The sequence below is a fragment of the Amycolatopsis sp. VS8301801F10 genome, assembly GCF_046195355.1.
GTDB lineage: Bacteria > Actinomycetota > Actinomycetes > Mycobacteriales > Pseudonocardiaceae > Amycolatopsis.
Window position 1 is genome coordinate 6,415,857 of the sequence record NZ_CP176065.1, and the last position, 23,320, is coordinate 6,439,176.

General features: G+C 69.9%; 21 protein-coding genes. All 21 read right to left on the reverse strand.

Annotation, left to right across the window (positions count from 1 at the left end; translation table 11 throughout):
* Positions 1-70: 70 nt before the first annotated feature.
* Entirely contained in the window at positions 71-877 is an 807-nt protein-coding gene (locus F9C11_RS30150; protein WP_409180731.1) for an SDR family NAD(P)-dependent oxidoreductase, read from the reverse strand.
* Complete coding sequence (locus F9C11_RS30155; protein WP_409180732.1) at positions 874-2,481, reverse strand: class I adenylate-forming enzyme family protein; 1,608 nt, start codon at positions 2,479-2,481, stop codon at positions 874-876. Before F9C11_RS30155 ends, F9C11_RS30150 begins: the two co-directional genes overlap by 4 nt.
* A complete protein-coding gene (locus tag F9C11_RS30160; protein ID WP_409180733.1) occupies positions 2,478-3,212 on the reverse strand; it encodes a hypothetical protein in 735 nt (244 codons plus the stop codon). Before F9C11_RS30160 ends, F9C11_RS30155 begins: the two co-directional genes overlap by 4 nt.
* Positions 3,212-5,173, reverse strand: a complete 1,962-nt coding sequence (locus F9C11_RS30165; RefSeq protein WP_409180734.1) for a hydantoinase B/oxoprolinase family protein — start codon at positions 5,171-5,173, stop codon at positions 3,212-3,214. The genes F9C11_RS30160 and F9C11_RS30165 overlap by 1 nt, the downstream gene beginning before the upstream one ends.
* Positions 5,174-5,178: 5 nt before the next feature.
* Positions 5,179-7,209, reverse strand: a complete 2,031-nt coding sequence (locus F9C11_RS30170; protein ID WP_409180735.1) for a hydantoinase/oxoprolinase family protein — start codon at positions 7,207-7,209, stop codon at positions 5,179-5,181.
* Positions 7,206-7,433 carry a hypothetical protein gene (locus F9C11_RS30175; RefSeq protein WP_409180736.1) on the reverse strand — a complete coding sequence of 76 codons (228 nt, stop codon included), beginning with the start codon at positions 7,431-7,433 and terminating at the stop codon, positions 7,206-7,208. Before F9C11_RS30175 ends, F9C11_RS30170 begins: the two co-directional genes overlap by 4 nt.
* 191 nt (positions 7,434-7,624) lie before the next feature.
* The gene (locus tag F9C11_RS30180) at positions 7,625-7,891 is read right to left on the reverse strand and encodes a hypothetical protein (protein WP_409180737.1); all 267 of its coding nucleotides are present in this window, start codon (positions 7,889-7,891) and stop codon (positions 7,625-7,627) included.
* A 300-nt stretch (positions 7,892-8,191) separates the two neighbouring features.
* Positions 8,192-9,658: an aldehyde dehydrogenase family protein gene (locus tag F9C11_RS30185; protein ID WP_409180738.1), complete on the reverse strand. Its 1,467-nt coding sequence runs from the start codon at positions 9,656-9,658 to the stop codon at positions 8,192-8,194.
* A 32-nt stretch (positions 9,659-9,690) separates the two neighbouring features.
* Complete coding sequence (locus tag F9C11_RS30190) at positions 9,691-10,800, reverse strand: zinc-binding dehydrogenase (protein ID WP_409180739.1); 1,110 nt, start codon at positions 10,798-10,800, stop codon at positions 9,691-9,693.
* Positions 10,797-12,386 (reverse strand): class I adenylate-forming enzyme family protein, encoded by a 1,590-nt coding sequence (locus tag F9C11_RS30195; protein WP_409180740.1) that lies wholly within the window; start codon positions 12,384-12,386, stop codon positions 10,797-10,799. Before F9C11_RS30195 ends, F9C11_RS30190 begins: the two co-directional genes overlap by 4 nt.
* A 120-nt stretch (positions 12,387-12,506) precedes the next feature.
* Positions 12,507-13,622: an NDMA-dependent alcohol dehydrogenase gene (locus tag F9C11_RS30200; RefSeq protein WP_409180741.1), complete on the reverse strand. Its 1,116-nt coding sequence runs from the start codon at positions 13,620-13,622 to the stop codon at positions 12,507-12,509.
* Between the two features lie 25 nt (positions 13,623-13,647).
* A complete protein-coding gene (locus F9C11_RS30205) occupies positions 13,648-14,481 on the reverse strand; it encodes an N-acyl homoserine lactonase family protein (protein WP_409180742.1) in 834 nt (277 codons plus the stop codon).
* 43 nt (positions 14,482-14,524) lie between these two features.
* Entirely contained in the window at positions 14,525-15,358 is an 834-nt protein-coding gene (locus F9C11_RS30210) for a mycofactocin-coupled SDR family oxidoreductase (RefSeq protein ID WP_409180743.1), read from the reverse strand.
* Between the two features lie 181 nt (positions 15,359-15,539).
* Positions 15,540-16,175: a TetR/AcrR family transcriptional regulator gene (locus tag F9C11_RS30215; RefSeq protein WP_409180744.1), complete on the reverse strand. Its 636-nt coding sequence runs from the start codon at positions 16,173-16,175 to the stop codon at positions 15,540-15,542.
* 67 nt (positions 16,176-16,242) lie between these two features.
* Positions 16,243-17,601: an aldehyde dehydrogenase gene (locus F9C11_RS30220; protein ID WP_409180745.1), complete on the reverse strand. Its 1,359-nt coding sequence runs from the start codon at positions 17,599-17,601 to the stop codon at positions 16,243-16,245.
* Positions 17,598-19,013, reverse strand: coding sequence for an MmgE/PrpD family protein (locus F9C11_RS30225; RefSeq protein WP_409180746.1), 1,416 nt, complete (start codon positions 19,011-19,013; stop codon positions 17,598-17,600). The genes F9C11_RS30220 and F9C11_RS30225 overlap by 4 nt, the downstream gene beginning before the upstream one ends.
* Before the next feature lie 108 nt (positions 19,014-19,121).
* Complete coding sequence (locus F9C11_RS30230) at positions 19,122-20,573, reverse strand: helix-turn-helix domain-containing protein (protein ID WP_409180747.1); 1,452 nt, start codon at positions 20,571-20,573, stop codon at positions 19,122-19,124.
* A 50-nt stretch (positions 20,574-20,623) separates the two neighbouring features.
* Positions 20,624-21,382 carry an SDR family NAD(P)-dependent oxidoreductase gene (locus F9C11_RS30235; protein WP_409180748.1) on the reverse strand — a complete coding sequence of 253 codons (759 nt, stop codon included), beginning with the start codon at positions 21,380-21,382 and terminating at the stop codon, positions 20,624-20,626.
* Positions 21,383-21,400: 18 nt separating this feature from the next.
* A complete protein-coding gene (locus tag F9C11_RS30240) occupies positions 21,401-21,742 on the reverse strand; it encodes a hypothetical protein (RefSeq protein ID WP_409180749.1) in 342 nt (113 codons plus the stop codon).
* 54 nt (positions 21,743-21,796) lie between these two features.
* Complete coding sequence (locus F9C11_RS30245) at positions 21,797-22,600, reverse strand: SDR family NAD(P)-dependent oxidoreductase (RefSeq protein ID WP_409180750.1); 804 nt, start codon at positions 22,598-22,600, stop codon at positions 21,797-21,799.
* Positions 22,597-23,316, reverse strand: a complete 720-nt coding sequence (locus F9C11_RS30250) for a hypothetical protein (RefSeq protein ID WP_409180751.1) — start codon at positions 23,314-23,316, stop codon at positions 22,597-22,599. Before F9C11_RS30250 ends, F9C11_RS30245 begins: the two co-directional genes overlap by 4 nt.
* Positions 23,317-23,320 lie beyond the last annotated feature (4 nt).

A 23,320-nucleotide genomic window follows, 5' to 3' on the forward strand; every position in this document is an offset into this window, starting at 1 on the left:
CGCCCGTGCCGGTCTCGACGAGGCGGTGACCGGGGTCGATCAGTGATCCGGTTCAGCCCGCCGGCACCGCTCACGGCGCGTCGAACTCCAAAGTGGACGAATCCACCACCGCGCCGCCGCCGTCCGCGACCAGGACGTGGCCGGTCACCATCGAGGCGTCGCCCGACGCGAGAAACGCGCACACCGACGCGATTTCTTCCGGCTCCGCGGCCCGGCGCAGCGGCACGTGCTTCGTCGTCAGCGCATACGCCTCGTCGAGTGTGATCCCTTCGCGTTTCGCCAGGTAGGCCATCGCGCCCTCGCCGAGCGGGGTCCGGATCCAGCCCGGGCACACCGCGTTGACCCGGACCCCTTTCGGGCCGTAGTCCCGGGCGAGCCACCGGGTGATGCCGATGATCCCCGCCTTCGCGGCGGTGTAGCCGACCGTCCCGGGCGGGCCGGCGATCAGCCCGGCGGTCGACGCGAACAGCACCAGCGAGCCCTGCCGCTCCACCAGGTGCGGCAGCACCTCCCCGGCCAGGTAGTACGACCCGTGCAGGTTCACGTCCAGCGCCCGCTGGTAGGCCTCCGCGTGCTCGGGCCGCGCGGTTCCCGACACCGCCGCGCCCTGAGCCGCGATCACCGTGTCGAGCCCGCCCAGCCGGGCCGCGGCCTGCTCGACCACCTCGCGGATCTCCGCGCGATCAGTGCCGTCGGCGGGCAACGCGACCGCGCCGAGTTCGTCCGCCAGCGTCTCGAGCCGTGCGGCGTTCAGGTCGGTGAGCGCGACCTTCGCGCCGTCCTCGACGAGCCGCCGCGCGGTCGCCGAGCCGACCCCGCCGGCCGCTCCCGTCACCAGCGCCAGTTCGGGCTTGCGGTGCCGGACCAGGTTGTTCATCGGGTGCCTTCCTCTCCCGGCCGCGTTCCCGCGAGGATGCCGGAATCCGTGGGAGCAGCGAGCTTTTCGTACTTCTCGCGCAACTTGAACTTGAGAATTTTCCCGGACGCGTTGCGCGGCAACTCCGGTTGCGCGACGAAGTGCCGGGGCACCTTGTAAGCCGCCAGGTGCGCACGGCAATACGCGCGCAGTTCGGCTTCGTCGAGCGACCGGCCCTCGGCGAGGACCAGGACCGCGCAGCCGGCTTCGAGGTACTTCGGGTCCGGCACCGCGACGACGGCCGCGTCGAGCACCGCCGGATGCCGAGTGAGGACTCGCTCGATCTCGGCCGGGTACACGTTCTCCCCGCCGCTGCGGATCATGTCCTTCGCCCGGCCCGCGAGGACCAGGAAGCCGTCCGCGTTGACGTACCCCAGATCGCCGGTACGGCACCAGCCGTCCACGAAGGTGTCCCGGTTCGCTTCCGGGCGCTGCCAGTACCCGGCGCACACCGCGGGACCGCGGACGAGGATCTCGCCTACTTCGCCGCGCGCGGCCGGCGCGAGCCCGTCGCCCGCGACCCGCACCTCGGTCAACGGCAGCGGCCTGCCGACGCTCTTCGGCTGGGCGTCGAAATCCTCGTCGTCCAGCGACGTCGCGATCGCGCCGCCCTCGGTCAAGCCGTAGACCTGCGTCAGCCGGACCCAGGGCAGCTTCGCGCGCATCCGCTCGACGACCCACGGCATCATCGTGTCGCCGCCGATGACGAAATGCGTGACGGACTTCGGCAGCCGGTCCTCGATCCCGTCCACGCGCAGCAGGTCGTGCAGCATGAAGGAGAACAGCAGGCAGTCAGTCACCTGCTCGGTTTCGAGCACTTCGAGCAGCCGGTCGACGGTGAAATTGCCCGACCGGAGGCACACCACGGTGCCGTGCATCAGGAATGCCGGCGCGCTCATCGCCTCGAACGCACCCGCGTGGTAGAGCGGGCCCGGCACCAGCGCGACTGTCCCCGGCGAGAACCCCCAGCGCAGCGCCTGCGCGGTCGCCGCCGCGACCGTATTGGCATGGGTCCACACGGCGCCCTTGGGCAGCCCGGTCGTGCCTGAGGTGTACAGCAGCGACATCGGGTCCGCGTCCGTTACCTCCGGCGCGTCGGCCAGCGGCTCGCCGCCGAGCAACACCTCGAAGGGAAGCGCCCATTCCGGCACCGGATCGGCCGAATCCTGCCGGACCACGAACGCCTCGACCCCGGTCTCCGCGCGCACCGGCTCGACCCGGTCGAGCAGGCTGCGGTGCGCGATCACCGCCTTGCAGCCCGAGTCGGCGAGAATGAACTTCAGCTCGGCGGACGCGAGCCGGAAGTTGAGCCGCACCGCGACCACCCCGAGGCGCATCGCCGCGAAGCACAGCGGCAGGTACTCCGGGTCGTTGCACAGCAACAGTCCCAGCCGGTCGCCCTTGCCCAGGCCGAGTTCCCGCAACGCCGACGCGTACCGCAGCGATTTGTCCCGCAGCTCCGCGTAGGTGAGCCGTTCGCGGCCCTCGTAGCTGACCGCGATCCCGTCGCCGCCCGGCGGCGGGAGCTGGTCGGCCGCCGCGTCGAGAATCCGGGTGAACGTCATGACGTGCGGCTCGAGCGGAAGAACGGGCTGACCGGCTTGAGGAACATCGTCGCGAACGGCGGGATCATGAAGTCCGGCAACACCATCTCGCCGGACATCAGCTGCCGCTTGACCTCCGCCCGGAACCCTTCAAGGCCGCCGGCGGTCTCGTAGATCGCCAGATGCCCCTCGTCGACCGGCTCGACGCCGGGCAGCGGCTTCACGTCGGACACCTCGAACCGTTGCGCGCGAAGCATTCCCGGCGCCGACATGATCTGCGGAATGTGCTCCTCGTCGTACCACTTCGCGAACGTCGCGTCGTCGCCCGTGTGCCGGCTCCACGCGAAGAACAAATGCCGGTCGTCCAGGTTCTCCGCCGCCGCGAACTGTTCGGTGTGGAACGGTTCGCTCACCGGCTTCGCGAAGAGCGCCTGGAACGGCTGCACCAGGTAGTCGGGCAGCACCATTTCCCCGGAGATCAGCTTTCGCTTGACCTCGTCCCGGAATCCCTGGGCGCTGCCGTCCATTTCGTACAGCGCGAGGTGCCCGAAGTCGAGCGAGCGCACGCCCGGCAACGGCTTCGTGTCGGCGATGACGAACCGCTGCGCGCCTGCCATGCCGGGTGCGTCCATCACCTGCGGGATGTGCTCCTCGTCGTACCACTTCGCGTACGTCGCGTAGTCCGTGGTGTAGGTGCTCCACGCGAAGAACAGGTTCCGATCCCCGAAAACCGGGACCGCGGCGGAAACCATCAGCTCACTCCTCGTTCGTCCGACCGGCCGGAACGCAGCCGGGCAGTTGCTTCCTCGTCGACACGCAGCCCCTCGGGGTCGTAGTGCGGGTCGCCGACGACGACCACGCCGTAGTCCCGCGCCGCGCCTTCGACGCTCACGTATTCGTCGCGCACATCGGCGAGCACCTTCTCCGGCGCTCGGTCGAACGGCGACCCCCATCCGCCGCCGCCGTTCGTCAGGCACCGCAGGACCGAACCCGCCTCGGTCAACCACGCTTTGCGGCTCGCGAAGTAGTGGTAAACCCCGCCGTCCGGATCCAGCGCCTTGGTTTCCGGGTCGAGCACCCCGGCGACGGGCGTGCTCCCGGCGTAGACGTCGGGGGCGACCCCCAGCAGCCCGTCCGGCCCGGAGCTCCCTTCCCGCGGCGGGAAGATCCACATGGCGCCGGTCGGCCCCGGCTTCCCGCCGTCCGCGCCGACGCCGCTGGGCTCCTTGGTCCGGAACGGAGACAGGTGCTGCGCGGCCGCGGTCAGCCAGAGCGTGTCCTTCAGGTTCGCCGCGCCGCCGCGGTGCTTGCCCGGTCCGCCGGTGTCGATGGCGTGCTCCTTGCGCAGGAGGACGACTGGCGAATCGTGCTCGATCGTCTCCGTGGCCGGGTCCAGATTGTTGAGGTTGTACAGCACGGTGTAACTGTCGCCGTCGCCCTCTTTCGTGGCGCCCCACGGACCGTGCTCGCCGCCGCACTGCGTCGCGCTCGTCCACGGGGTGCCGTCTGCCCGCACGCCGCTCGCATTGTGCGTGTTGGTGGAACCGTAGTCCCCGCCGATCGCGCGTTCGCCCAGCACCGGGTTCAGCGCGTCGAAAATCGCGGAGATCAGCGCCCCGGACGGCTCCCAGAACATCATCGGCGCGCCCTCCGGCGGCAATGCGCTCAGCAGCGTCCCCGGCGGCGCGACCAGGTCGACGTTCCGCCAGGTGCCCGAGGTGAACGGGATCGCCGGGTCGAGCAGCATCGTCAGCGCCACGCCCAGCGCGGTTTTCGCGTCGAGAACACCGCAGTTGACGCAGGTGCGGGCTTGCGCTGAGGTGCCGGACAGGTCGGCCTCGATGTCGTGCCCGCGTTTGCGCAGCGTCACGTGCACCTGGTAGTCGACGGTGTCGTCGAGCCCGTCCGCGTCGATCAGCGCGCGGCCGGTGTAGTCGCCGTCCGGAATGCTCGCGATCGCTTCGCGCATCTGCTCGGCGGACGTGTCGCACGAGTACTCGAGCGCGCCGAGAAACGCGTCGAGGCCGTAGCGCTCGATGTTCTCCCGCACCAGCCGCTCGCCCAGCTGCAGCTGCTGATGCATGCTGTGGAAGTCCGGCAGCAGCAAGCCGCCCCAGCGGGTGTTGTCGAAGATCAGGCTGAACGTCGACCGCACCGGCTGGTCCTTCGCCCACAGCAGCATCGGCGGCAGGACGAGGCCGTTCTCGTAGACGGTGGTCTTGGTCGCGGAGAAGCCGCCGGGAACCGTGCCGCCCATGTCCAGCTGGTGGGCGCACATCGTCACGAACGCGACGATCTGGCCGTCGGCGAACACCGGCCGGGTGAACAGCACGTCGTTGACGTGCCGTCCGCCGCGATACGGGTCATTGCAGATCAGCACGTCGCCCGGGGACAGGTTCTCCGGGCCGAATTCCTCGACCGCGTTGCGGGTGGCGTCGGGCATCGTGCCGAGGAACGGCGTCAGGCTGTTGCTGACGACGGCCATCCGGTAGTCCTGGGACGGCGGGCCGCTGATGGTGCACGCGAAGTCGTACCAGTCGCGGATGATCGGCGAGAACGCCTCCCGCAGGAAGGCAGTGCTCATGTGCCCCACGGCGTATTTCAACCGGTTCACGATCACCGACGCGGTGAAGCGGTCGGTGCGGTAGGCGCCGGCGAACTCGTCGTCGGCGAGATCGCGGATGCGGATCGGCGGAGTGTCCAAAGTGGTCATGACGCTCACTTCTTCCGGATGACGAGTTCGCCGTAGCGACCGACGACGAGATGCTGGCCGGCGCCGACGTGGGTCGTGGACAGTCCTTCGTGGACGATCGCCGGGCCGTCGAACTCGTCGCCCGCCCGGAGCGCGGTGCGGTCGTACACCGGCGCCTCCTGGTCTTCCGCGCCCTCGCCCAGATACCGCAGGGTCGCCGTGCGAACCGGTTGGAGCGGCTCGTCCGCGGCGCGGGCGGGCAGTTCCGGATACTCGACCTTCGGGGTGTCCAGCACCGCGCGGACCCGGAACGTGACGCCCTCGACCGGGACCGTTTCGAAGCGATTGCCCGACCGCTCCTGGTAGGTGTCGTGGAACGACGCGATCATCGCGGCGACCGCCGGCTCGTCGAGGGTCCCGGCCGGCACCGGCACGAACGGCGTGTCCCAGCTCTGCCCGACGAGATGCCCGTCGTAGCTGCGTTCGAAAGTCACCGCGACGTCCGGGCTCAGCCGCTCGCGCAACTGCTCCTCCATCTCGGCGAACAGCCCGTCGATCCGCTCCGCCGCGTCCGGCGTGAGCACGGTGTAGGCGCTGCGGTTCACGGTGAACACCTGGTCGGCCGACAAGAGACCCAGCGCGGAGAACAGCCCCGGGTTCGGCGGGACGACGACCTGCTTGCAGTGCACCGCGTCCATCGCCGCGGGCAGCAGCATCGGCCCGGCGGCGCCGTAGGCGATCAGGGTGTAGTCCCGCGGGTCGACGCCGTTCTTGATCGCGACGTTGAAGACGCCCTCGGCGATGTTGTGCACCGCCATCTCGTACGCGTACCGCACCCGCTGAGCCAGCGAGAACTCCGAGTCGAGGTTCTCGAACGCCTGCCGGGCCAGCTCCGGATCCAGCGTCAGCTCGCCGTCGGCGAACGTTCCCGGGTCGAGGATGCCGATCAGCAGGCAGGTGTCGGTCGTGGTCGGCTGGGCGCCGCCGCGGCCGTAGCAGGCCGGGCCGGGCGTCGAACCGGCGCTGCCGGGGCCGACCTGGATCTCGCCGGTCTGGCCGATCGTCACCAGGCTGCCGCCGCCCGCGCCGATCGCGCTGACGTCGTTGGCCAGCGCGTTGACGACGAGATCGTGCTCCAGTTCGAACGTGGTGTCGACGAACGGTTCGCCGCCGGTGACCACGCTGATGTCGCACGACGTGCCTCCGACGTCCGCGCACAGCAGGTGGCGCTCGCCGATCAGCGAGCCGAAGTGCGCGCTGGCGACGGTGCCCGCCGCGGGCCCGGAGAACACGATGCGGAACGGTTGTTCCATCGCGCGGTGCGACGGCACGAGCGTCGCCGCGCAATCGGCGAAGTTCAGCTGCCCGGTGAAGCCCAGTTCGGCCAGCCCCTTTTCCAGCCGCGCGGTGTAGTCGGCGTAGATGAGCTTCATCAGCGCGTCGACCACCGTCGTCGACGCCCGCGCGTACTCCTTGGCGAGCGGGGACACCTCGCTGGACAACGAGCACGGCACGTCCCCGAGCACCTCGCGGACCAGGTCGCGCAGGCGGAGTTCGTGCGCCGGGTTCACATAGGCGTTGATCAGGCAGATGGCCACCCCGGTCACGCCGCACCCGCGCAGCACTTCGAGTTCGGCTCGCGCCTGCGCCTCGTCCAGCTCGAACAGCACGTCGCCGGTCGCGGTGAGCCGCTCCCGGATTCCCCGGCGCAGGTACCGGGGCACCAGCGGCCGCGCGGCGTCGCCGAAACTGCGTCGCCAGCCCGGGTCCAAAATGGCCTCCGCCGGCCGCCACACCCGGCCCATGTCCAGGATGTCGCGGTGTCCCTCGGTGGCCAGGAACCCGATCTTCGGCACGTCGCGGGTGATCACCGCGTTCAGCCCGTGCGTGCTGGCGTGGTTGAACACCGAGGCTCCCGCCACGCCGAGCAGCGCGGCGCCTTCGAGCACCGGGCGCGTCACATCGGTGTAGTCGGTGGACACCTTCGCGGTGCGGATCTTCCCGTCCCGCAGGGCGACCACGTCGGTGAAAGTGCCGCCCACGTCGACTGCGATCATCGTCGGTCCTTTCGCTCCACGAAGTCGGAGAGCAACTGGATCGGCCCGAGCCGCGGTCCGCGCTCCCGGCTGACCGAGAACAGGCAGGCCTGGCATTTCACGACCTCGAACCAGCCGCCCTCGGAATTGACCGGATAGCGGGACAACTCGGCGGCCCGGCACCGCGGACAGACGCCCTCGACTGGTTCCCGCGCGAGGGAAGGCGGGTGTGTTTTCTGGTCCATTCCGGCGCAACTCCATTGTCGGCTCGATCAGTGCGGCGCTGCCGCACCTCCGAACGGTAGGCCGGGTGAGACCGGGGCAACAGCCGCTCAGCGCACAGCCGAGTCCGCAAAACGAAGCGACCGCGGGGGCGGACATGGAGACGGGCAGGACCGCGGCCTGTCCAGCCGCTGTCCTGCCCGTTGCTTTTCTTTCAGGCCGCCTCGCCGGCCGCCCCCAGCGCTGCCGCACCAGCCGGCGTGAGGCGGGCGCGGACCCGCTTCCCGAGCACAGCCGGTCCAGTTTGGACGATCAGCCCTCGATGGGCGAGCGCGTGCGCGGTGTACTGGTCGCAGCACGGCACGCCGTCGACGAACATGTCCGGCTCGCGGCTGCAGGTGATCTCGGCCCGTCCGGCGGCCACGACGCGGAGGAGGGCCAGCGCCCGGCAGCTCAGGTCCGGATCCGTCCGAGGCGCCATCGCGCACCTCCTTGCCGCAGAAATAATATTTTATATTAAACTTCCGTGGGGGCTCGGTCAAGACGGCCCGGCCGGGGGCCCGAGCCACGCCCGACAGCCGCGCGGCACCTTCGGCCCTCTGATTGCCGCGATCCGCGCGGCGTCGCTTCCTCGTCCGGGAACCGCGGTGGCGCTTGCCCCGAACCCCGCCGCGGTCGCTCGCCGACCGGCGGAGAACGCCCAGGCAGCCCGGAAGCACCTGCGGGCATGGCGGTTCGCCATGCCCGCTTGGCTGTGCTCCTCGATCTCCAGCGGCGCCGGTCAGGACAGGCCGGGTCCGAGGAGGATCTGCTTGGTCTCGGCGAATTCGCGGATTCCTTCGGGCCCGCCTTCCCGTCCCCAGCCGGATCCTTTCCGCCCGCCCCAGGGCGCGGCGACGCTCGGCCCGAACGAATTCAGCGCGACCGAGCCCGCTGTGATGCGGTCCGCGCAGTATTGGCCGCGTTCGAGGTCAGTCGTGTAGATCGTCGCGGCGAGGCCGTAGGACGTGTCGTTGGCGAGCGCGATGCCGTCGTCGAGGTCCGTGTAGGTCAGCACCGCCGTGACCGGGCCGAAAACCTCGTTCCGGGCCAGGTCCGACTCCCGCTGGACGCCGGTGACGATGGTGGGCTCGAACCACCACCCAGGACCAGGCGGACGCCCTCCCCCGGCGACGACGCGGCCTCGTTCCGCGACGGCGCGCTGGACGGCCCGTTCGGTGCGGTCGCGAGCGGCCGCGTTGGCGAGCGGGCCGATGTCGGTGCCGCGGTCGAGCGGATCGCCGATCTTCAGCCGCGACCACGCGCCGGTCATCGCCTCGACGACTTCGTCGTGCCTTGATTCGGGGACGAGAACGCGGGTGAGCAGGGCGCAGACTTGCCCGGTGCCGCCGGTCGCGCCCGGGAGCAGGCTCCGCAGCACCTTGTCCAGCGGGGCGTCCGGAAGGATCAGCGCCGGGGATTTCCCGCCCAGTTCCAGGTGCGTGCGGGCGAACCGGCCGCGGGTCGATTCGATGATGTCCTGCGCGGCGACGCGTCCGCCGGTCAGGGAAACCAGGTCTACGCGCGGATCGGCCGACAAGGCACGAGCGACGTCGGTGCTCCCGGCCAGAATGGACAGCGTTCCGGGCGGGAACCCGGCCGCTTCGGCGCACTCGGCGACCAGGCGCATGATCAGCTGCGATTCCACCGCCGCTTTCACGATCACCGGGCAACCGGCGAGCAGGGCGGGGATGATCTTGGTGGCCATCGTGACCAGCGGGCCGTTGTACGCCATGATCCCGGCGACCACCCCGGCCGGCTCGTGCTTCACGAGCACGTCGCCGAGCGGAGTGCTGCGCCGTTCCGGCCGCAGTGCGTCTTCGGCCTGGTCTAGTGCCGCAGTCCACGCTCCGACCGCGCCGAAACGATGCAGGGTACTGCTGTAGCGGACGGGCATCCCGGCCTCGACCGCCCACACCGCGCCCATCTCCGGGAGCCGTTCTTCCATGGCGGCGCAGAATCGCCGGACGGCCTCGACTCGTTCCGCCACGGGCAATCGAGCCCACAACGACAAGCCCCGCTGGTGCGCTTCGGCTACCGCCGCCTCGGCTTGGCCGGTTCCCGGCAGCCCGACTTCGGCGACGACCTTTTCGTCCGCGGGCGACACGATCTCGTGCCGGCCGCCGCTCGCGGGCAGCCATTCGCCGCCGACGTACACCTCGTCCGGGTGCCGGACCTCGACACCCGCGATCTCGATCGAGTTCGACAACTCGTGGTCTCCGTTCTCGTTCGGCCGCCGGCTCAGGACATGACCAGCGACGCCCGGGCGGCTTTGCCCGCCGCCTGGTCGGCCAGCGCCTCGTTGATCTCCGCCAGCGGGTAGTCCGCGGCGGCTCGCGCCAGGGGCAGGTCTCCTGCCCGGCGGGCGAGGAAAGCCAGGGCTTTGGCGAGGCTGCGCGCGTCGTAGAAGGACACCGCCTGCACCGTGATGTTGTTCATGACCAGGTAACCCGGGTCCACCTCGACCGGCGAGCCCTCGTAGAAGGTGCCCAGCTCCAGGTACTTCCCGCCGCGCGCGGTCATCCGGATCCCCTCCGGGATCACCGACGGGTGCCCGGCGAGTTCGAACACGACGTCGCCGCCGCCGTCGGTGAGGTCCCGCACCCGGGCGGCCCGGTCCTCCGGCGAGCCGAACTCGCGGAAGTCGACTGTCTCGTCGGCGCCCATCTGCCGCGCCAGCTCGAGCCGCTCGTCCACTCCGTCGATCACGACGACCTGGTCGGCGCCGCATTCCCGGGCGAGCGCGGCGCCGTAGAGACCGAGTCCGCCCGCGCCTTGGACGACGACCCGGTCCCCCATCGACACCTGGGCGCGCTCGAACGCCATGACCATCTGGGCGAGCGCGCAGTTCACTCCCGCGGCCAGGACGTCGCCGACCTCGTCCGGGACCTTGAACACGGCCATCGTCGGGCGCACGTAGAAGTAATCCGCGAACGCGCCGCGGAAATGCGGGAACTCCGAAGGTTTGCCGACGAACGCGCGGTGCTGCCGCAGGCACGCTTCGGACCGGCCGCGCAAGCACGGCCGGCACCGTCCGCAGGGCGCGAAGTACTGGCACACGATCCGGTCGCCCGGCCGCAGCGGCGCACCGGACCAGTCCCGGTCCACGCCCGGCCCGAGGCTGTGCACGACGCCGGTCATCTCGTGGCCGATCACCCGGCCGTCCTCGCGGCGGCCCCGGCTGGCGAGCACCCCGTCGCCGCGCCAGATGTGCACGTCGGAGCCGCAGACGTTCGCCCGGGTCACGCGCATCACCAGCGCCCCGGGCTCCGGCTCGGGAACGGGGAGTTCGGCCAGTTCGAGCTTCGCGCCGGGCCCGAAGAACAGGGCCGCTCGTCCGGTCTGGGTCATGCCGGGTCTTCTCCTCCCGCGGGAGCGCCGGGGCGCTCGCCGAGGTTCGCGTAGGTTTCCTTCATCAGGTGCTTCAGGACTTTTCCGGAGGCCGTGCGCGGGAGTTCGCGAGCGAAGACGAAGTACCGGGGGATCTTGTACTTCGCGAGCCGTTCGGCGAGGTAGCGCCGCAGCTGCGCTTCGGCCGGCGCCGCGCCGGGCTCGGCCACCACGACGGCGCAGCCGACCTCCGCCAGCTTCGCGTCGGGCACGCCGATCAGCGCGGCGTCGTGCACGCCGGGATGGCCGGTGAGGATCTTCTCCACCTCGGCCGGGTAGACGTTCTCGCCGCCGGTGCGGATCATGTCCTTGGCCCGCCCGGCAAGCGTCACGAACCCGTCGGCGTCGACCCGGCCGAGGTCGCCGGTGCGGCACCAGCCGCCGGCGAACGTCTCCGCGGTCTCCTCCGGACGGTTCCAGTAGCCGATGCTGACCCCGGGGCTGCGCAGGTGGATTTCGCCGACCTCGCCCGTCGGCACTTCCGTTCCGAGCGGGTCGGCTATGCGCACCTGGGTCATCGGCTGCGGCACGCCCACGCTCGTTTCCCTGCCCCGGGCGACCGTGTGGTCCAGGTGCAGCGCGACCGCGCCGCCTTCGGTGAGGCTGTAGGACTGGGTGAGGTTCACTCCCGGCAGCCGCTTCTCGAACACGTCGTACACCCACGGCATGATCGTGTCGCCGCCGGTGACGATCCGTCGCAGGGAAGGCGGAACCAGGGTTTCCAGCCCTTCGATGCCGCCGAACTCGGCGAGCATGAACGAATAGACCAGCATGGCCGTCGCCGAGTGCCGGCGGGCCGCCTCGAGCATGGCTTCCAGGGTGAATCCGCCGGACGGGAAGGTGACAGCGGTCCCGTGCCGGAGCAGAGCGGGCAGGAGCAACACCTCGAACCCGCCCGCGTGGAACAGCGGGCCTTGCGTCAGCGCGACCGTGGTGTGATCGAATTTCCAGTTCAGTGCCTGGACCGTCCCGATCCACACTGCGTTGCCGTGCGAGAGGAGCGCGCCCTTCGGACGGCCGGTCGTGCCCGAGGTGTACATCAGCGTGAGCGGCTGGTCCGGCCCGACCTCCGGGAACTCGCCGTCCGCGGCGCTGCCGGCGAATTCCTCCAGCGGTACGGCCCACTCTGGTGCGGCAGCGTCCGAGCCGGTCCGCGCGACGTAAGTCCGGGCAGGCACTTCGCCCCGGATCCCGGCGAGCCGCTCGCCGAACTCCGCGTCGAAAATCACCGTTCCCGCGGCGGAATCCCGCAACTGATAGCTCAATTCGGCCGCGGTGAGCCGCCAGTTCAACCGCACCGAGATCGCGCCGATCCGGCCGAGCGCGAGATAGAGCGCTACGTAATCGGTGCAGTTGCGCAGCAGCAGCGCCACGCGGTCGCCGGGCCGCACACCGTCACGCCGGAGTGCAGTCGCGAGCAGCAGCTCGCGTTCCCGCAGTTCCGCGTAGGAGAGCGGGTCTCCGGTGCCGAGCGCCAGCGCCGGACTGTCCGGCGAGACGCTCGGGACCTGCCCGGCGACCGCGTCCGTGATCCACGAAATGTTCATTTCCCTCGCTCCGTCGGGTTCGGCGAAGGCATTCTCGCAACGGTTGGCTCAGCGATTGTCCCGCGAAACGGAACGCATCGAGTCGTTTCCATGATGAGCCTCCTTCCGGCGTCCGCAGGGTCAGCGGTCGTGCCGGATGACGCCGCGGATGATCTTCCCGGCCTTCATGTCGGCGTATCCCTGGTTGATGTCTTCCAGCCGGTAGTGCTTGGTCGCCAGCTCGTCGAGCTTCAGCCGCCCGCTGTCGTAGAGCCGCAGGAGCTTCACGATGTCGTAGTGCGGGTTGAGGGTGCCGAACATCGACCCCTTGATCGTCTTCTCCCACTTCGTCAGCACCGCGCCGGAAACGTGCACCGTGAGGTCATCGGGCGCGCCGAGACCGGTCACTACGACGGTGCCGCCCTTGCCGACGATGTCGAACGCGTCGCTGACCACCTTCTCGTCCACCACGCCGACCGTGACCAAAGCCTGGTCCGCGCCCTGGCCCCAGGTCAGTTCGTGCACGCGCTCCGCCGCCTCTTCCGCCGTGGCGAAAGCGTGTGTCGCGCCGAGTTTCAGCGCGGTTTCCCGCTTGAACTCCACCGGGTCCACCGCCACCACGAACTTCGCCCCGGCGTAGGCGGCGCCCTGGATCGCGTTGATGCCGATCCCGCCGATCCCGTACACCACCGCGGTGTCGCCGGCCCGAACTCCCCCGGCTCGGGTGGCCGTGCCCCATCCGGTCGGCACTCCGCATCCGGCTAGGACCGCGACCTCGAGCGGGATCCACGGATCGATCTTGATCACCGAACGTTCCTGGACGGTGGCCCGTTCCGCGAACGTGCCGAGCATGCACAGGCTGCCGTAGCCCTGGCCCTTCGCGTCGTGGAAGCGGAAGCCCCCGTCCGGGAAAGTGCCGTTCATCGTGTCCGCGGCCAGGTCGCACAGGCTGGACCGGCCGGTCGCGCAGTAACGGCACGATCCGCAGGTCGGCACGAAGCTGCCCACCACGTGGTCTCCAGGCCGCAGCCGGGTCACCCCCGGCCCGACGTCCTCGACCACTCCGGCGCCCTCGTGGCCGAGGACGATCGGCTTGCGCCCGCCCAGTACTCCGTCGAGGAAGTGATAGTCCGAATGACACAGTCCGGACGCGACGAACTTGACGGTGACCTCGCCGGGCCCCGGCTCGGCCACCTCCAGCTCGCGCAGCTCCAGTTCGGTGCTTCCCTCGTCCACGACCGCGGCGACGGTTTTCATTTCAGCGTTCCTCCGGGTCGGCCGGTCAAGCTCGGGCAGCAGCGCGGTTCAGCTCCGCGGCGCTCGTGATTTCTCCGTTGTCCGGCCGGAAATCCGCCCAGTCCCGCGGATCGTGGCTGATCCATACCGTCGTGCCGGGCTGCGTGCGCAGCAGCTTCACCTTCTGCAGGGAGGCGTTCTTGTTCAGCCGGTCGACGTCGAACGGCATCCCGGTCGTCGCCTCCACGTTCGCCCGCTTGTGCGCCGCGTCGCTGGTCAGCACCAGGGTGCTTTCGTCCGGCAGCCGCACCTTCAACCCCAGGGTGCCGGGGGTGTGCCCGTGCAGGGAGAGCAGGACGACGCTGCCGTCCCCGAACATGTCGTGGTCGTAACCGGCCGGGACCTCGTTCCACGCGATCTTCCCCGCCGCGGCGATGTCTTCTTCGCGGAAGAACCCGGCGTCGAGACTCGACGGCGTGCGCGCGTACCGCAGCTCGCCGGCGCCGATGAAGCCCTCGGCGTGCGGGAACAGGTCGAGCCCGCCGGTGTGGTCGAAATGCATGTGGGACAGGACAATCCGGCGCACGTCGCTCGTCTTGCAGCCGATCGACTCGAGCTGGCGGTCCAAGCGGCAGTGTTCCGGGATCGAGATCTTGAAAGCGTCGGCGAGGGGGCCGTACGCGGCGGCCGGGTCGCCCGCGCCGGAGGTCGCCAGGCTGGTGTCGAACAGCAGCAGGCCCTCGGCGTGCTCGACGAGAAAGGACGGCGACGGGATGGTGTCCTCCTGGCCGCCGGTGCCGAGCATCAGGATGCTGCAGTCCACGGTCAGTTCCGGCGCGTCGAGCGCCCAGACGCGGCGCACGGTCGAAGAAGCGGGCATCGAATGGCTCCCAAGAGTCTGCAGGATGTGCTGGGCAACGGATTCAGACGAGCAGCGTTCCGGCGTCGACCGGCAGGGCCGCACCGGTCACGTACCGGGCCTCGGCGGAGGCCAGGTACAGCACCGCGCCGGAGACGTCCTGCGCCTCGACCCACGGCACCGGCAGCGCGTGCATGGACTGGGACACCGGCGCGAAGTCGTTCTTGCCCGGGTTCTCCGTGCCGGGCAGGAACGCCGAGTAGACCGCGTCGTTCTGCAGCATCGGAGTGTCGACCTGGGTCGGGTGCACCGAGTTGACGCGGATCGAATGCGGACCCAGCTCGATCGCGAGGGTTTTCATCAGGCCGACGAGCCCGTGCTTGGCCGCGACGTAGTGGCCGAGTCCCGGGTACGCCCGCAGTCCGGCCGCCGAACTGGTCAGCACGACCGCGCCGCCTCGTCCCCCTGCCACGAGATGCGGAACCGCCGCTTTCACCGTGTGCCAGGCGCCGGTGAGGTTGATGTCGACGACGTCCCGCCACGTCTCCTCGGGAAGGTCGAGCAGCGAGCCGAACGACACGATCGCCGCGTTGGCGACCACCACGTCCAGCCTGCCCAGCTCCTCGGCGCCGCGGTCGATCGCGGCTTTCAGCGCCGGGAAATCCCGGGTGTCGGCCTCGGCGGCGACCACTCGCCGGCCGGTCGCCCGGACCTCCTTCACGGTCTGCGCCAGGTCGTCCGCGGCAGCCAGCGGGTACGGCGCGGTCGCCACCTGCGCGCACACGTCGACCGCGATGACGTCCGCGCCTTCCTCGGCGAAGCGCACCGCGTGACTGCGCCCCTGTCCGCGCGCGGCTCCGGTCACCACGACGACTTTGCCTTCGAACCGTCCGGGCATGTGCACTCCACTTCGCTGTGGTCGGGTCCGGCGCCGCGCGACGACTCCGCCGCGCTCATCTACGGATAATATATTCTATTCTGTGCTCGGTTTTCAAGCCGAGCCTCGAATTCCGCCGGGGCACGAGAGAAGCCCAGGTCTCGCCGGACGCGAAACCTGGGCTTCTGCCAGTGTGCGAGGGTTACCGCGGCGTGAACATCCCGGCCAGAGTCAAGGACACCTCGTCGGCGAACCCTTCGACGCTCAGGTGCCCTTCCGGGTCGTACCACTCGCCGACGAGCGCCATCCCGCCCAGCGCGAGATTCAGCGTCGGATGCGGACGGCCCGGAACCGCGCGGCCGTCCAGCTCGTCGACGACTTCGCGGAAGATCGAGGTCTGCTCGCGCCGCAATTCCCGGCGACGCCGTTCGAGCGCCTCGATCGGCACTCGCACCTTGAGGAAGAGCGGGATGAACTCGGGGTACTCGCGAAGCGTGATCACGACTTCTTCCCGGAACATCGCCCGCAGCCGCGCCAACGGCGAGCCTTCGGACCGGGCGATGTCCCGGAGCCGGGGAAACACCTCGGCGGCCGCGTGCTCCATGCAGCGCAAGAACAGCTCTTCCTTCGAGGAGAAGTAGTAATAGAGGCTGGTCCCGCGCATGTCGACGGCCGCTCCGACATCCTCGAAATTCGCCGCCTCGTACCCGCGTTCGGCGAACAACCGAGCCGCGGCGTGTTCGATCAGCCGCATCCGGAGCGCCCGCTTGCGCTCGGCGCGGGTCTCGACCGCGCCCGCATCGCCGCCGCGCCGCGAAACGACATCGGGCACAGTCATCGCGATCATCTCCTCCGCTCTTGCTCCGCCGTAGCGCACGACGCCGGCCGAAAGCCGGGAACCGGTGCTACGCCCGGAAAATCGTCTTGTACTCCAGGTACGCGTCCACGCTCTGCGGTCCCAGCTCCCGCCCGATCCCGCTGTTCTTGACGCCGCCGAACGGCGTCTCGATCGGCAGCGTGGAGGTGTTCACTCCGACGCTCCCGGTCACGATCCGGCGGGCCACTTCCGTCGCCCGATCGCGGTCCGGCGAAAACACTCCGCCGCCCAAGCCGTACTCCGAGTCGTTCGCGATGGCGACCGCTTCGTCGACCGTCCGGTACGGCAGCACGGTGAGCACCGGGCCGAAGATTTCCTCGCGGGCGATGCGCATGTCGTTGGTGACCCCGCGGAAGATCGTCGGTGCGACGTAGTAGCCGCGCTCGAACGGGCGGCCGCCGCCGATCACCAGTTCGGCGCCCTCCGCCTTGCCGAGTTCGATGTAGGACTCCACTCGTTCCCGCTGCGTCGCGTTCACCAGCGGGCCGAAGAACACCGCCGGGTCGAGCGGATCCCCTTGCGGGATTTCGGTCATCGTGGTCGCGAGCATCTCCACGACCTCGTCGTAGCGCGACGCCGGAGCCAGCACCCGGGTCAGCGCCCGGCAGGTCTGCCCGGTGTTCGGCGAGCAGGCGGAAAGCACCAGCGGCCGGAACGCGTCGAGATCGACGTCGTCGAGCAGGATGCCCGCCGACTTTCCGCCCAGCTCCAGCGTGACGTGCTTCAGTTGCTTCGCGCACTCGGCGGCGATCGCTTTGCCCGCCACGGTCGAGCCGGTGAACGCGACCTTGTGCACGCCAGGATGCGCGACCAGCGCCGCCCCAGTTTCGCGTCCGCCGGTCACGATGTTCACCACGCCTTCGGGAATTCCCGCCGCGGCAACGATTTCCGCGAAGACGAACGCATCGAGCGACGTCTCTGGCGCCGGCTTGATCACCGCGGTGCAGCCGGCCGCCAGCGCGGGGCCGAGCTTCCACGCGATGAGCGGTTGCGGGCCGTTCCACGGAGTGATGGCCGCGACCACGCCGACCGGTTCGCGCAGGACGATCGCGTCGCCGCTCGCCGTCTCGACGTGCTGCTCGACCGAGAGTTTCTCCGCGAGCGAAGCGAAGTACCGGTAGCAGACCGGAACTTGGCTCTGCATCGCGCGGGTGATGCTGATCGGCGTGCCGTTCTGGCGGGTGACCAGCTCCGAGATCTCCTCGGATCGCTTTTCGAACTCGTCCGCCAGCGCGCGCAGGTAGCCGCCGCGGGTGGCGGGCGACAGAGCCGCCCACGGCCCAAGAGCGGCACTGGCGGCGGACACGGCGGCGTCGACGGTCGCCGCGTCGCTGTCCACTATGGACCCGATCACTTCTTCCGTCGCCGGGTTGACCACGTCGATCATGCCGCACCTCCGACCTGGTTCAGCAGCGCCGAAACGTCTTCGACATTCTGCAGATCGAAAACCGCCTGGACGATCGCGTCCGGGTCCGCCACGACGCCCGCCACGTTGTGCCGGAACTTCGCGACGAGTTCGTCGTCAGTCAGATACGTGGCCGGGTCGGGCGACGGGCTGCCCTTCGGGTAGGCCCGCTCGCCGCGATAGGTGGTGCCGCGCGCCTGCACCTCGACGCGCGACCGGCGAGCCGCCGGATTGCTCTTCAACGCCTCCGTGTAGTCCGGGTGCGCCTGGAACGACGCCTTCTTGGCCAGGTCGAGCACCGACGGGTCCAGCACCGCTTCCGGGGTCTGCCAGTCCTTGCCGGGCGGGATCCGGTGCGCGGCGAGGGCGAGGCCGTGCGTCATGCTGAACTGCGCGTCGCGCGGGTTGCGGATGGTCTCGTTCACCCACACCGGCTGCATGACGAAGCTCTCGCCATACGCGGTGATCGCGTCGATCTCGTCGGGACGGAGGTCGTGTGTCTCGACGATTTCGGTCAGCGCGTCGAACAGTGCGTGCATGACCCGGCAGTGCGGATACGGCTTGAACGACTGGAACGGCGTGAACGTCCACTTTGCACCGAGGTCCGCGGTGATCGGCGCGGGTTCCCAGCGGGAGGTGCCGATGAAGCGCGGGAAGCCGTATTCGCGGTCGTCGAGCATCTGCCGGTCGCCGGTGTGGCCTCGTTCGGCGAGGTTGGCCGCGGTGACCGCGGACAGCGCCATTCCGCCGGCGAGCTGGTACTTGATCGTCGTCGACGGGGCGTGCATCATCCACGCGCGCTGAGTGTTGGTCGGCGCGGTGGAGCCCATGATGCCGAGCGCGTCGGCCAGAGTTTCGCCGTCGAGACCCTTCACGACGCCGACTGCGGCCGCGGCGCCGAAAAGCGTGCTGCTGTAGCCGATGACGTCGGGGATGGTGACGACGCCGTCCTTGATGTCGCGCAGATAGTCGGTCGCCTTCCCGATCCGGTACGACATCTCGTGGGCCACCGCGATCGCCTCGAGCAGCTTCGTGCCGGACGTCCGCAACGACTCCGCGGTGGCCAGCGCGCCGGGCAGCACGTACGGCGTGACATGTCCGGGCGGCAGGACCGCGTCGTGGTCGAGCGCGTTGATCAGTTCGGCGTTGGCGAACGCGGCGGCGGGGACCGAAGTCTTCGTGCCGGTGCCGAGGATCGACGCCGGACCTTCAGCGCCGCCGAGGTATCGCGCGTAGTCGACGCCGCGCTGCGCGCCTTCGTCACCGAGGGAAGCCACCGCGCAGCCGAGCGAGTCGAGCAGGATGCGCTGGGATTCGCGGATCACCTCGTCGGGGAATTCCCGGGCGTCCGCGCCCGCGGCGAATCCCGCGAGCTGCTCGATGATCGTCGCCATGCCTGCTCCTCGTCGATGTCAGGTCGGCCGCCACCCGGCAGCGCGCATGAAATATATAATATCTAGATAGGAGACCGGGTCAAGCCGCGCGGAGAACGGCTCGGGGAATCAGCGGATGCGCAAGGCTTTCATCCGGTTGTACAACGTCGAGCGACTGATCCCCAGCGCCCGGGCGGCTTCGAGTTTGTTGCCGCCCGCGGCCGCGATCGCCGCGACGATCACTTCGCGCTCGGCCCGGTCGAACGGCGAAGCGAGCGCCGATCCGTCCCGGTGAGACGGCGGCAGGTCGGCCGGGACGACGTCGCCCGCCGAACGCAGCTCCGCCACCGCGCGGACGACCCGGCGCAGTTCGGCCAGATTCCCCGGCCACGGCTGAGCCGCCAGCACCCGCAAGGACTCCGGCGTGAACCGGGCCGCGCACTCCCCGCTGAGCATTCGCTGCGCCAGCCGCGGGATCTCGTGGCGGCGGACGCGCAACGGGGCCAGCTCCCGCCGTTCGCCGCAGCACGCCGTGATCGGCGGGTGAGGCTCGCCCGGAGCTGAGGTCAGCACGAGGTTCCGCTTCGACGTCCTGGCCCGCGCCGCGACCAGCGCGGCCAGCCGCTCCGACAGCAGCTGGACGTTTTCGACGATCACGGCCGGCCCGTCGCCGTCCAGCAGGCGGCTGGCCTGCTCGGCCCATTCCGCCTCGCCGACCCGGACCGTTTCGACCCCGTCCAGCACCACCGCGCCGTCCCCGGCGGCCTCCCGCGCGACGGTCGTCTTGCCCGTGCCCGGCTCCCCCGCCACCAGCAACGGCCATCGCACCGGTGCCGCGGCGCGGGGCCGCGGCCGCGTCTCGGCGACCAGGTCGACCATGGTCCCCTCGGTGCCGTCCACCGGCGCCCAGGACAGCCGCACCGGCTGGCCGGAGGCCAACGTGATCCGCGTGTTCTCCCCGCCGTGCTCGATGCAGGCTTGGACCGCGGCATGGTCGGCCGGCGCCAGGAGGTCGAGCGCGGGCTGAGTGGCCAGCACCAGGCCGTGCCCGACGACCAGCACCCGGCGGTCCCGTCGCCGGGCCGCGGACTGGAACGCGGCGAGCAGCCGCTGCTGCGCCTCCGCCGCGTCCGTCCGCAGCCTGCTCTCGATCTCCGTGACCAGGTGGCGCACCAGCGCCGGGGCCAGCCGCTCGTCCCGGCTCGCCGGCACCGCGAAGTCGAGCACTCCGGCGACCCGCCGGGTCCCGGGGTGGACGATCGGGTGGCCGAAGCAGGTGAACCCGTGGAACGCGGGCAGCGCGTGCTCGGCGCCGCGCAGCAGAAGGCTCCGGCGGGTTTCCAGCGGCGTGCCGATCGCGTTCACGCCGACGTCGTCCTCCCCCAGCCGCACGCCCGGCAGGACGCCCAGCGAAGCGACCTCCCGGCCGAAAGAGCGTTCGCCGTACCGGATGTCCACCACCCGGGCCTGGGGGTCGGCCAGCAGCACCGCGACCGCGCTGCCCCGCACTTCCGCCTGCACGCGGTCGAGCACCGGACCCGCGGCGCGGGCCAGCGCGCCGCGAGTCGGCACCGCACTCATGGAACATAATATTTCATGCGGCCATCCGCCGGGTCAATGAAACGGCCCGCTCAGTACAGTGTGTAGCCGCCGTCGACCGGGACCGTCACGCCGGTGACGAACGACGCCGCGTCCGACAGCAGCCACATCGCCGCCTGGGCCTGTTCGACCGGTTCGCTGCCGCGCCGCAGCGCGTGCGTGGCGGCGACGGTCTTCTCGTACTCCGGATTGAGCTTCAGGTACTCCAGGTACATCGGCGTGCGCGCGGTGGACGGGCCGATGGCGTTGACGCGGATGCCGTGTTCGCCGTATTCGGCCGCCGCCGCTTTCGTCAGGCCCATCAGCGCGTGCTTGGAGGCGGTGTATTCCGCGGCCAGCGGGATGTAGATGAACGACCCGACCGACGCCGTGTTGACGATCGACCCGCCGCCCGCGCGCAGCATCGCCGGCACCTCGTGCTTCATGCAGAGGAACGGCCCGGTCACGTTGATCGCGAAAACCCGGTCGAACTCCTCGCGGGTGAGATCGGCCAGCTTCTTGCCGTTGTTCGGCACGCCCGCGTTGTTGAACGCGCCGTCCACCCTGCCGTACGCGGATTCCGCCGCCTCCACCATCGCCGCCACCTGCGCCTCGTCGGTGACATCGGTGGTGACGAACTGGGCTTCGTAGCCCTTGCCCGACAATTCCTCCGCCAGCGCTTCGCCGGCTTCGGTGCTGATGTCCGCGATGGTCACCAGCGCGTCGTTCTCGGCGAACAGCCGCGCGGCCGTTTCGCCGATCCCGCTGGCGCCGCCGGTGACGATGATGGAGCGTCCTGCGATTGCACTCATCGAAAGTCCGTTTCCCGCCTAGACGGCGATGTCCATCTCGGGGCCGATGTACTCCTCGGCCGAGACCGCCTTGCCGTCCTTCACCGTCACCACCTGGATCAGGTGCACTCGTGCGGCCGCCAGCGTGGCCGAGGTCTGCACGAAGAACCCCTTGTCGGTCAACGTGTAACGGGAGTTTTCGAACGTCGGAAGGCCGCCGCGTTCGTGGACGGCGTCGATTGCTTCCTTGACGGTCATCCACTTGTCGTCCGCGCTGTGCCAGACCTTGCAGTCGTCCGCGCACAGCGAGTAGAACACTTCGACGTCCGAGAGCGCGCGGATCCAGCCCTTGGCCAGTTCTTCATGAGTCGTCGTTGACATGCGAAGAACGCTAAGCGCGCGCTGACCGCTCGACTGTCCGGATACTTGGACACTTCAGCTGTCGAAGGCCACCGTCGAGGCGTCCACCGCCGCACCGCCGCCGTCGGCGACCAGCACGTGGCCGGTGACCATCGAGGCGTCGCCCGAAGCCAGGAACGCGCAGCAGGCGGCGATTTCCTCCGGCTCGGCGACGCGGCGCAGCGGCACGTGCGCCGCGCTCAGCGCGTAAGCCTCGTCCAGGCTGATGCCTTCGCGCTCGGCGAGGTGCGCCATGCTGCCCGCGGCGAGCGCGGTCCGGACGAATCCCGGGCACACCGCGTTGACGCGCACGCCTTTCGGCCCGTAATCCCGGGCCAGCCAGCGAGTGAGGCCGATGATCGCCGCTTTCGCCGCGGTGTAGCCCGCCGCTCCGGGCGGACCGGCGATCAGCCCCGCCGTCGAGGCGAACAGGACCAGGGAGCCTTCGCTGGCCGCCAGGTGCGGGAGCACCTCCCCGGCCAAGTAGAAAGACCCGTGCAGATTGACGTCGAGCGCGCGGTGGTACGAGTCGACGTGTTTCGGGTGCGCTCCCCCGCCGATCGCCGCGCCTTGGGTCGCGATCACGGTATCCAGGCCGCCTAGTTCCTCGACCGCTCGCGCGACCAAGGCGCGGATCGCTTCGCGGTCGGTGCCGTCGGCCGGGACGGCGAGCGCGCCCGTGTCCTTCGCGACTTTGGCTAACCGCTCCTCGTCAATGTCGGTGACGACCAGCTTCGCGCCGCCCTCGGCGAGCCGCCGCGCGGTCGCGGAGCCGACACCGCCCGCCGCACCGGTGATCAGGGCAAGTTCCGGCTTGTCTCGCCGTGGTGGATAGCTCATCGCGCGGCCACGAAGAACGGGCTGACCGGCTTCAGGAACATCGCCGCGAACGGCGGGATCATGAAGTCCGGCAACACCATCTCCCCGGAGATCAGCTGGCGTTTGACCTCGCCGCGGAATCCCTCCAGGCTCCCGGCGATCTCGTAGATCGCCAGATGCCCGAGATCGGGGGTTTCGACACCGGGCAGCGGCTTGAGCGCCGAGACCTCGAACCGCTGCGCGCGCAGCATTCCCGGCGCGGACATGATCTGCGGGATGTGCTCCTCGTCGTACCACTTCGCGAAGGTCGCGTCGTCACCGGTGTGGCGGCTCCACGCGAAGAACAGATGCCGGTCGTCCAGGTTCTCCGCCTTCGCGAACCCGTCAGCGAGGAACGGTTCGCTCACCGCGTCGAGGAACAACGCCTGGAACGGCCGGTTCATGAAGTCCGGGAGCACCATTTCGCCCGAGATCAGCTTGCGCTTGACCTCCTCGCGGAACGGCTGCGCCGAGCCCTCCATCTCGTAGATCGCGAGGTGCCCGAAATCGAGGGCGCGCACCCCCGGCAGCGGTTTGGTGTCCGCGAGCAGGAACCGTTGCGCCCCCACCATTCCCGGCACGTCCATCACCTGCGGAATGTGCTCCTCGTCGTACCACTTCGCGTAGGTGTCGTAGTCCGTGCTGTAGGTGCTCCACGCGAAGAACAGACTCCGGCTGTCGAAAGTCGGCGCCGCCATGTGT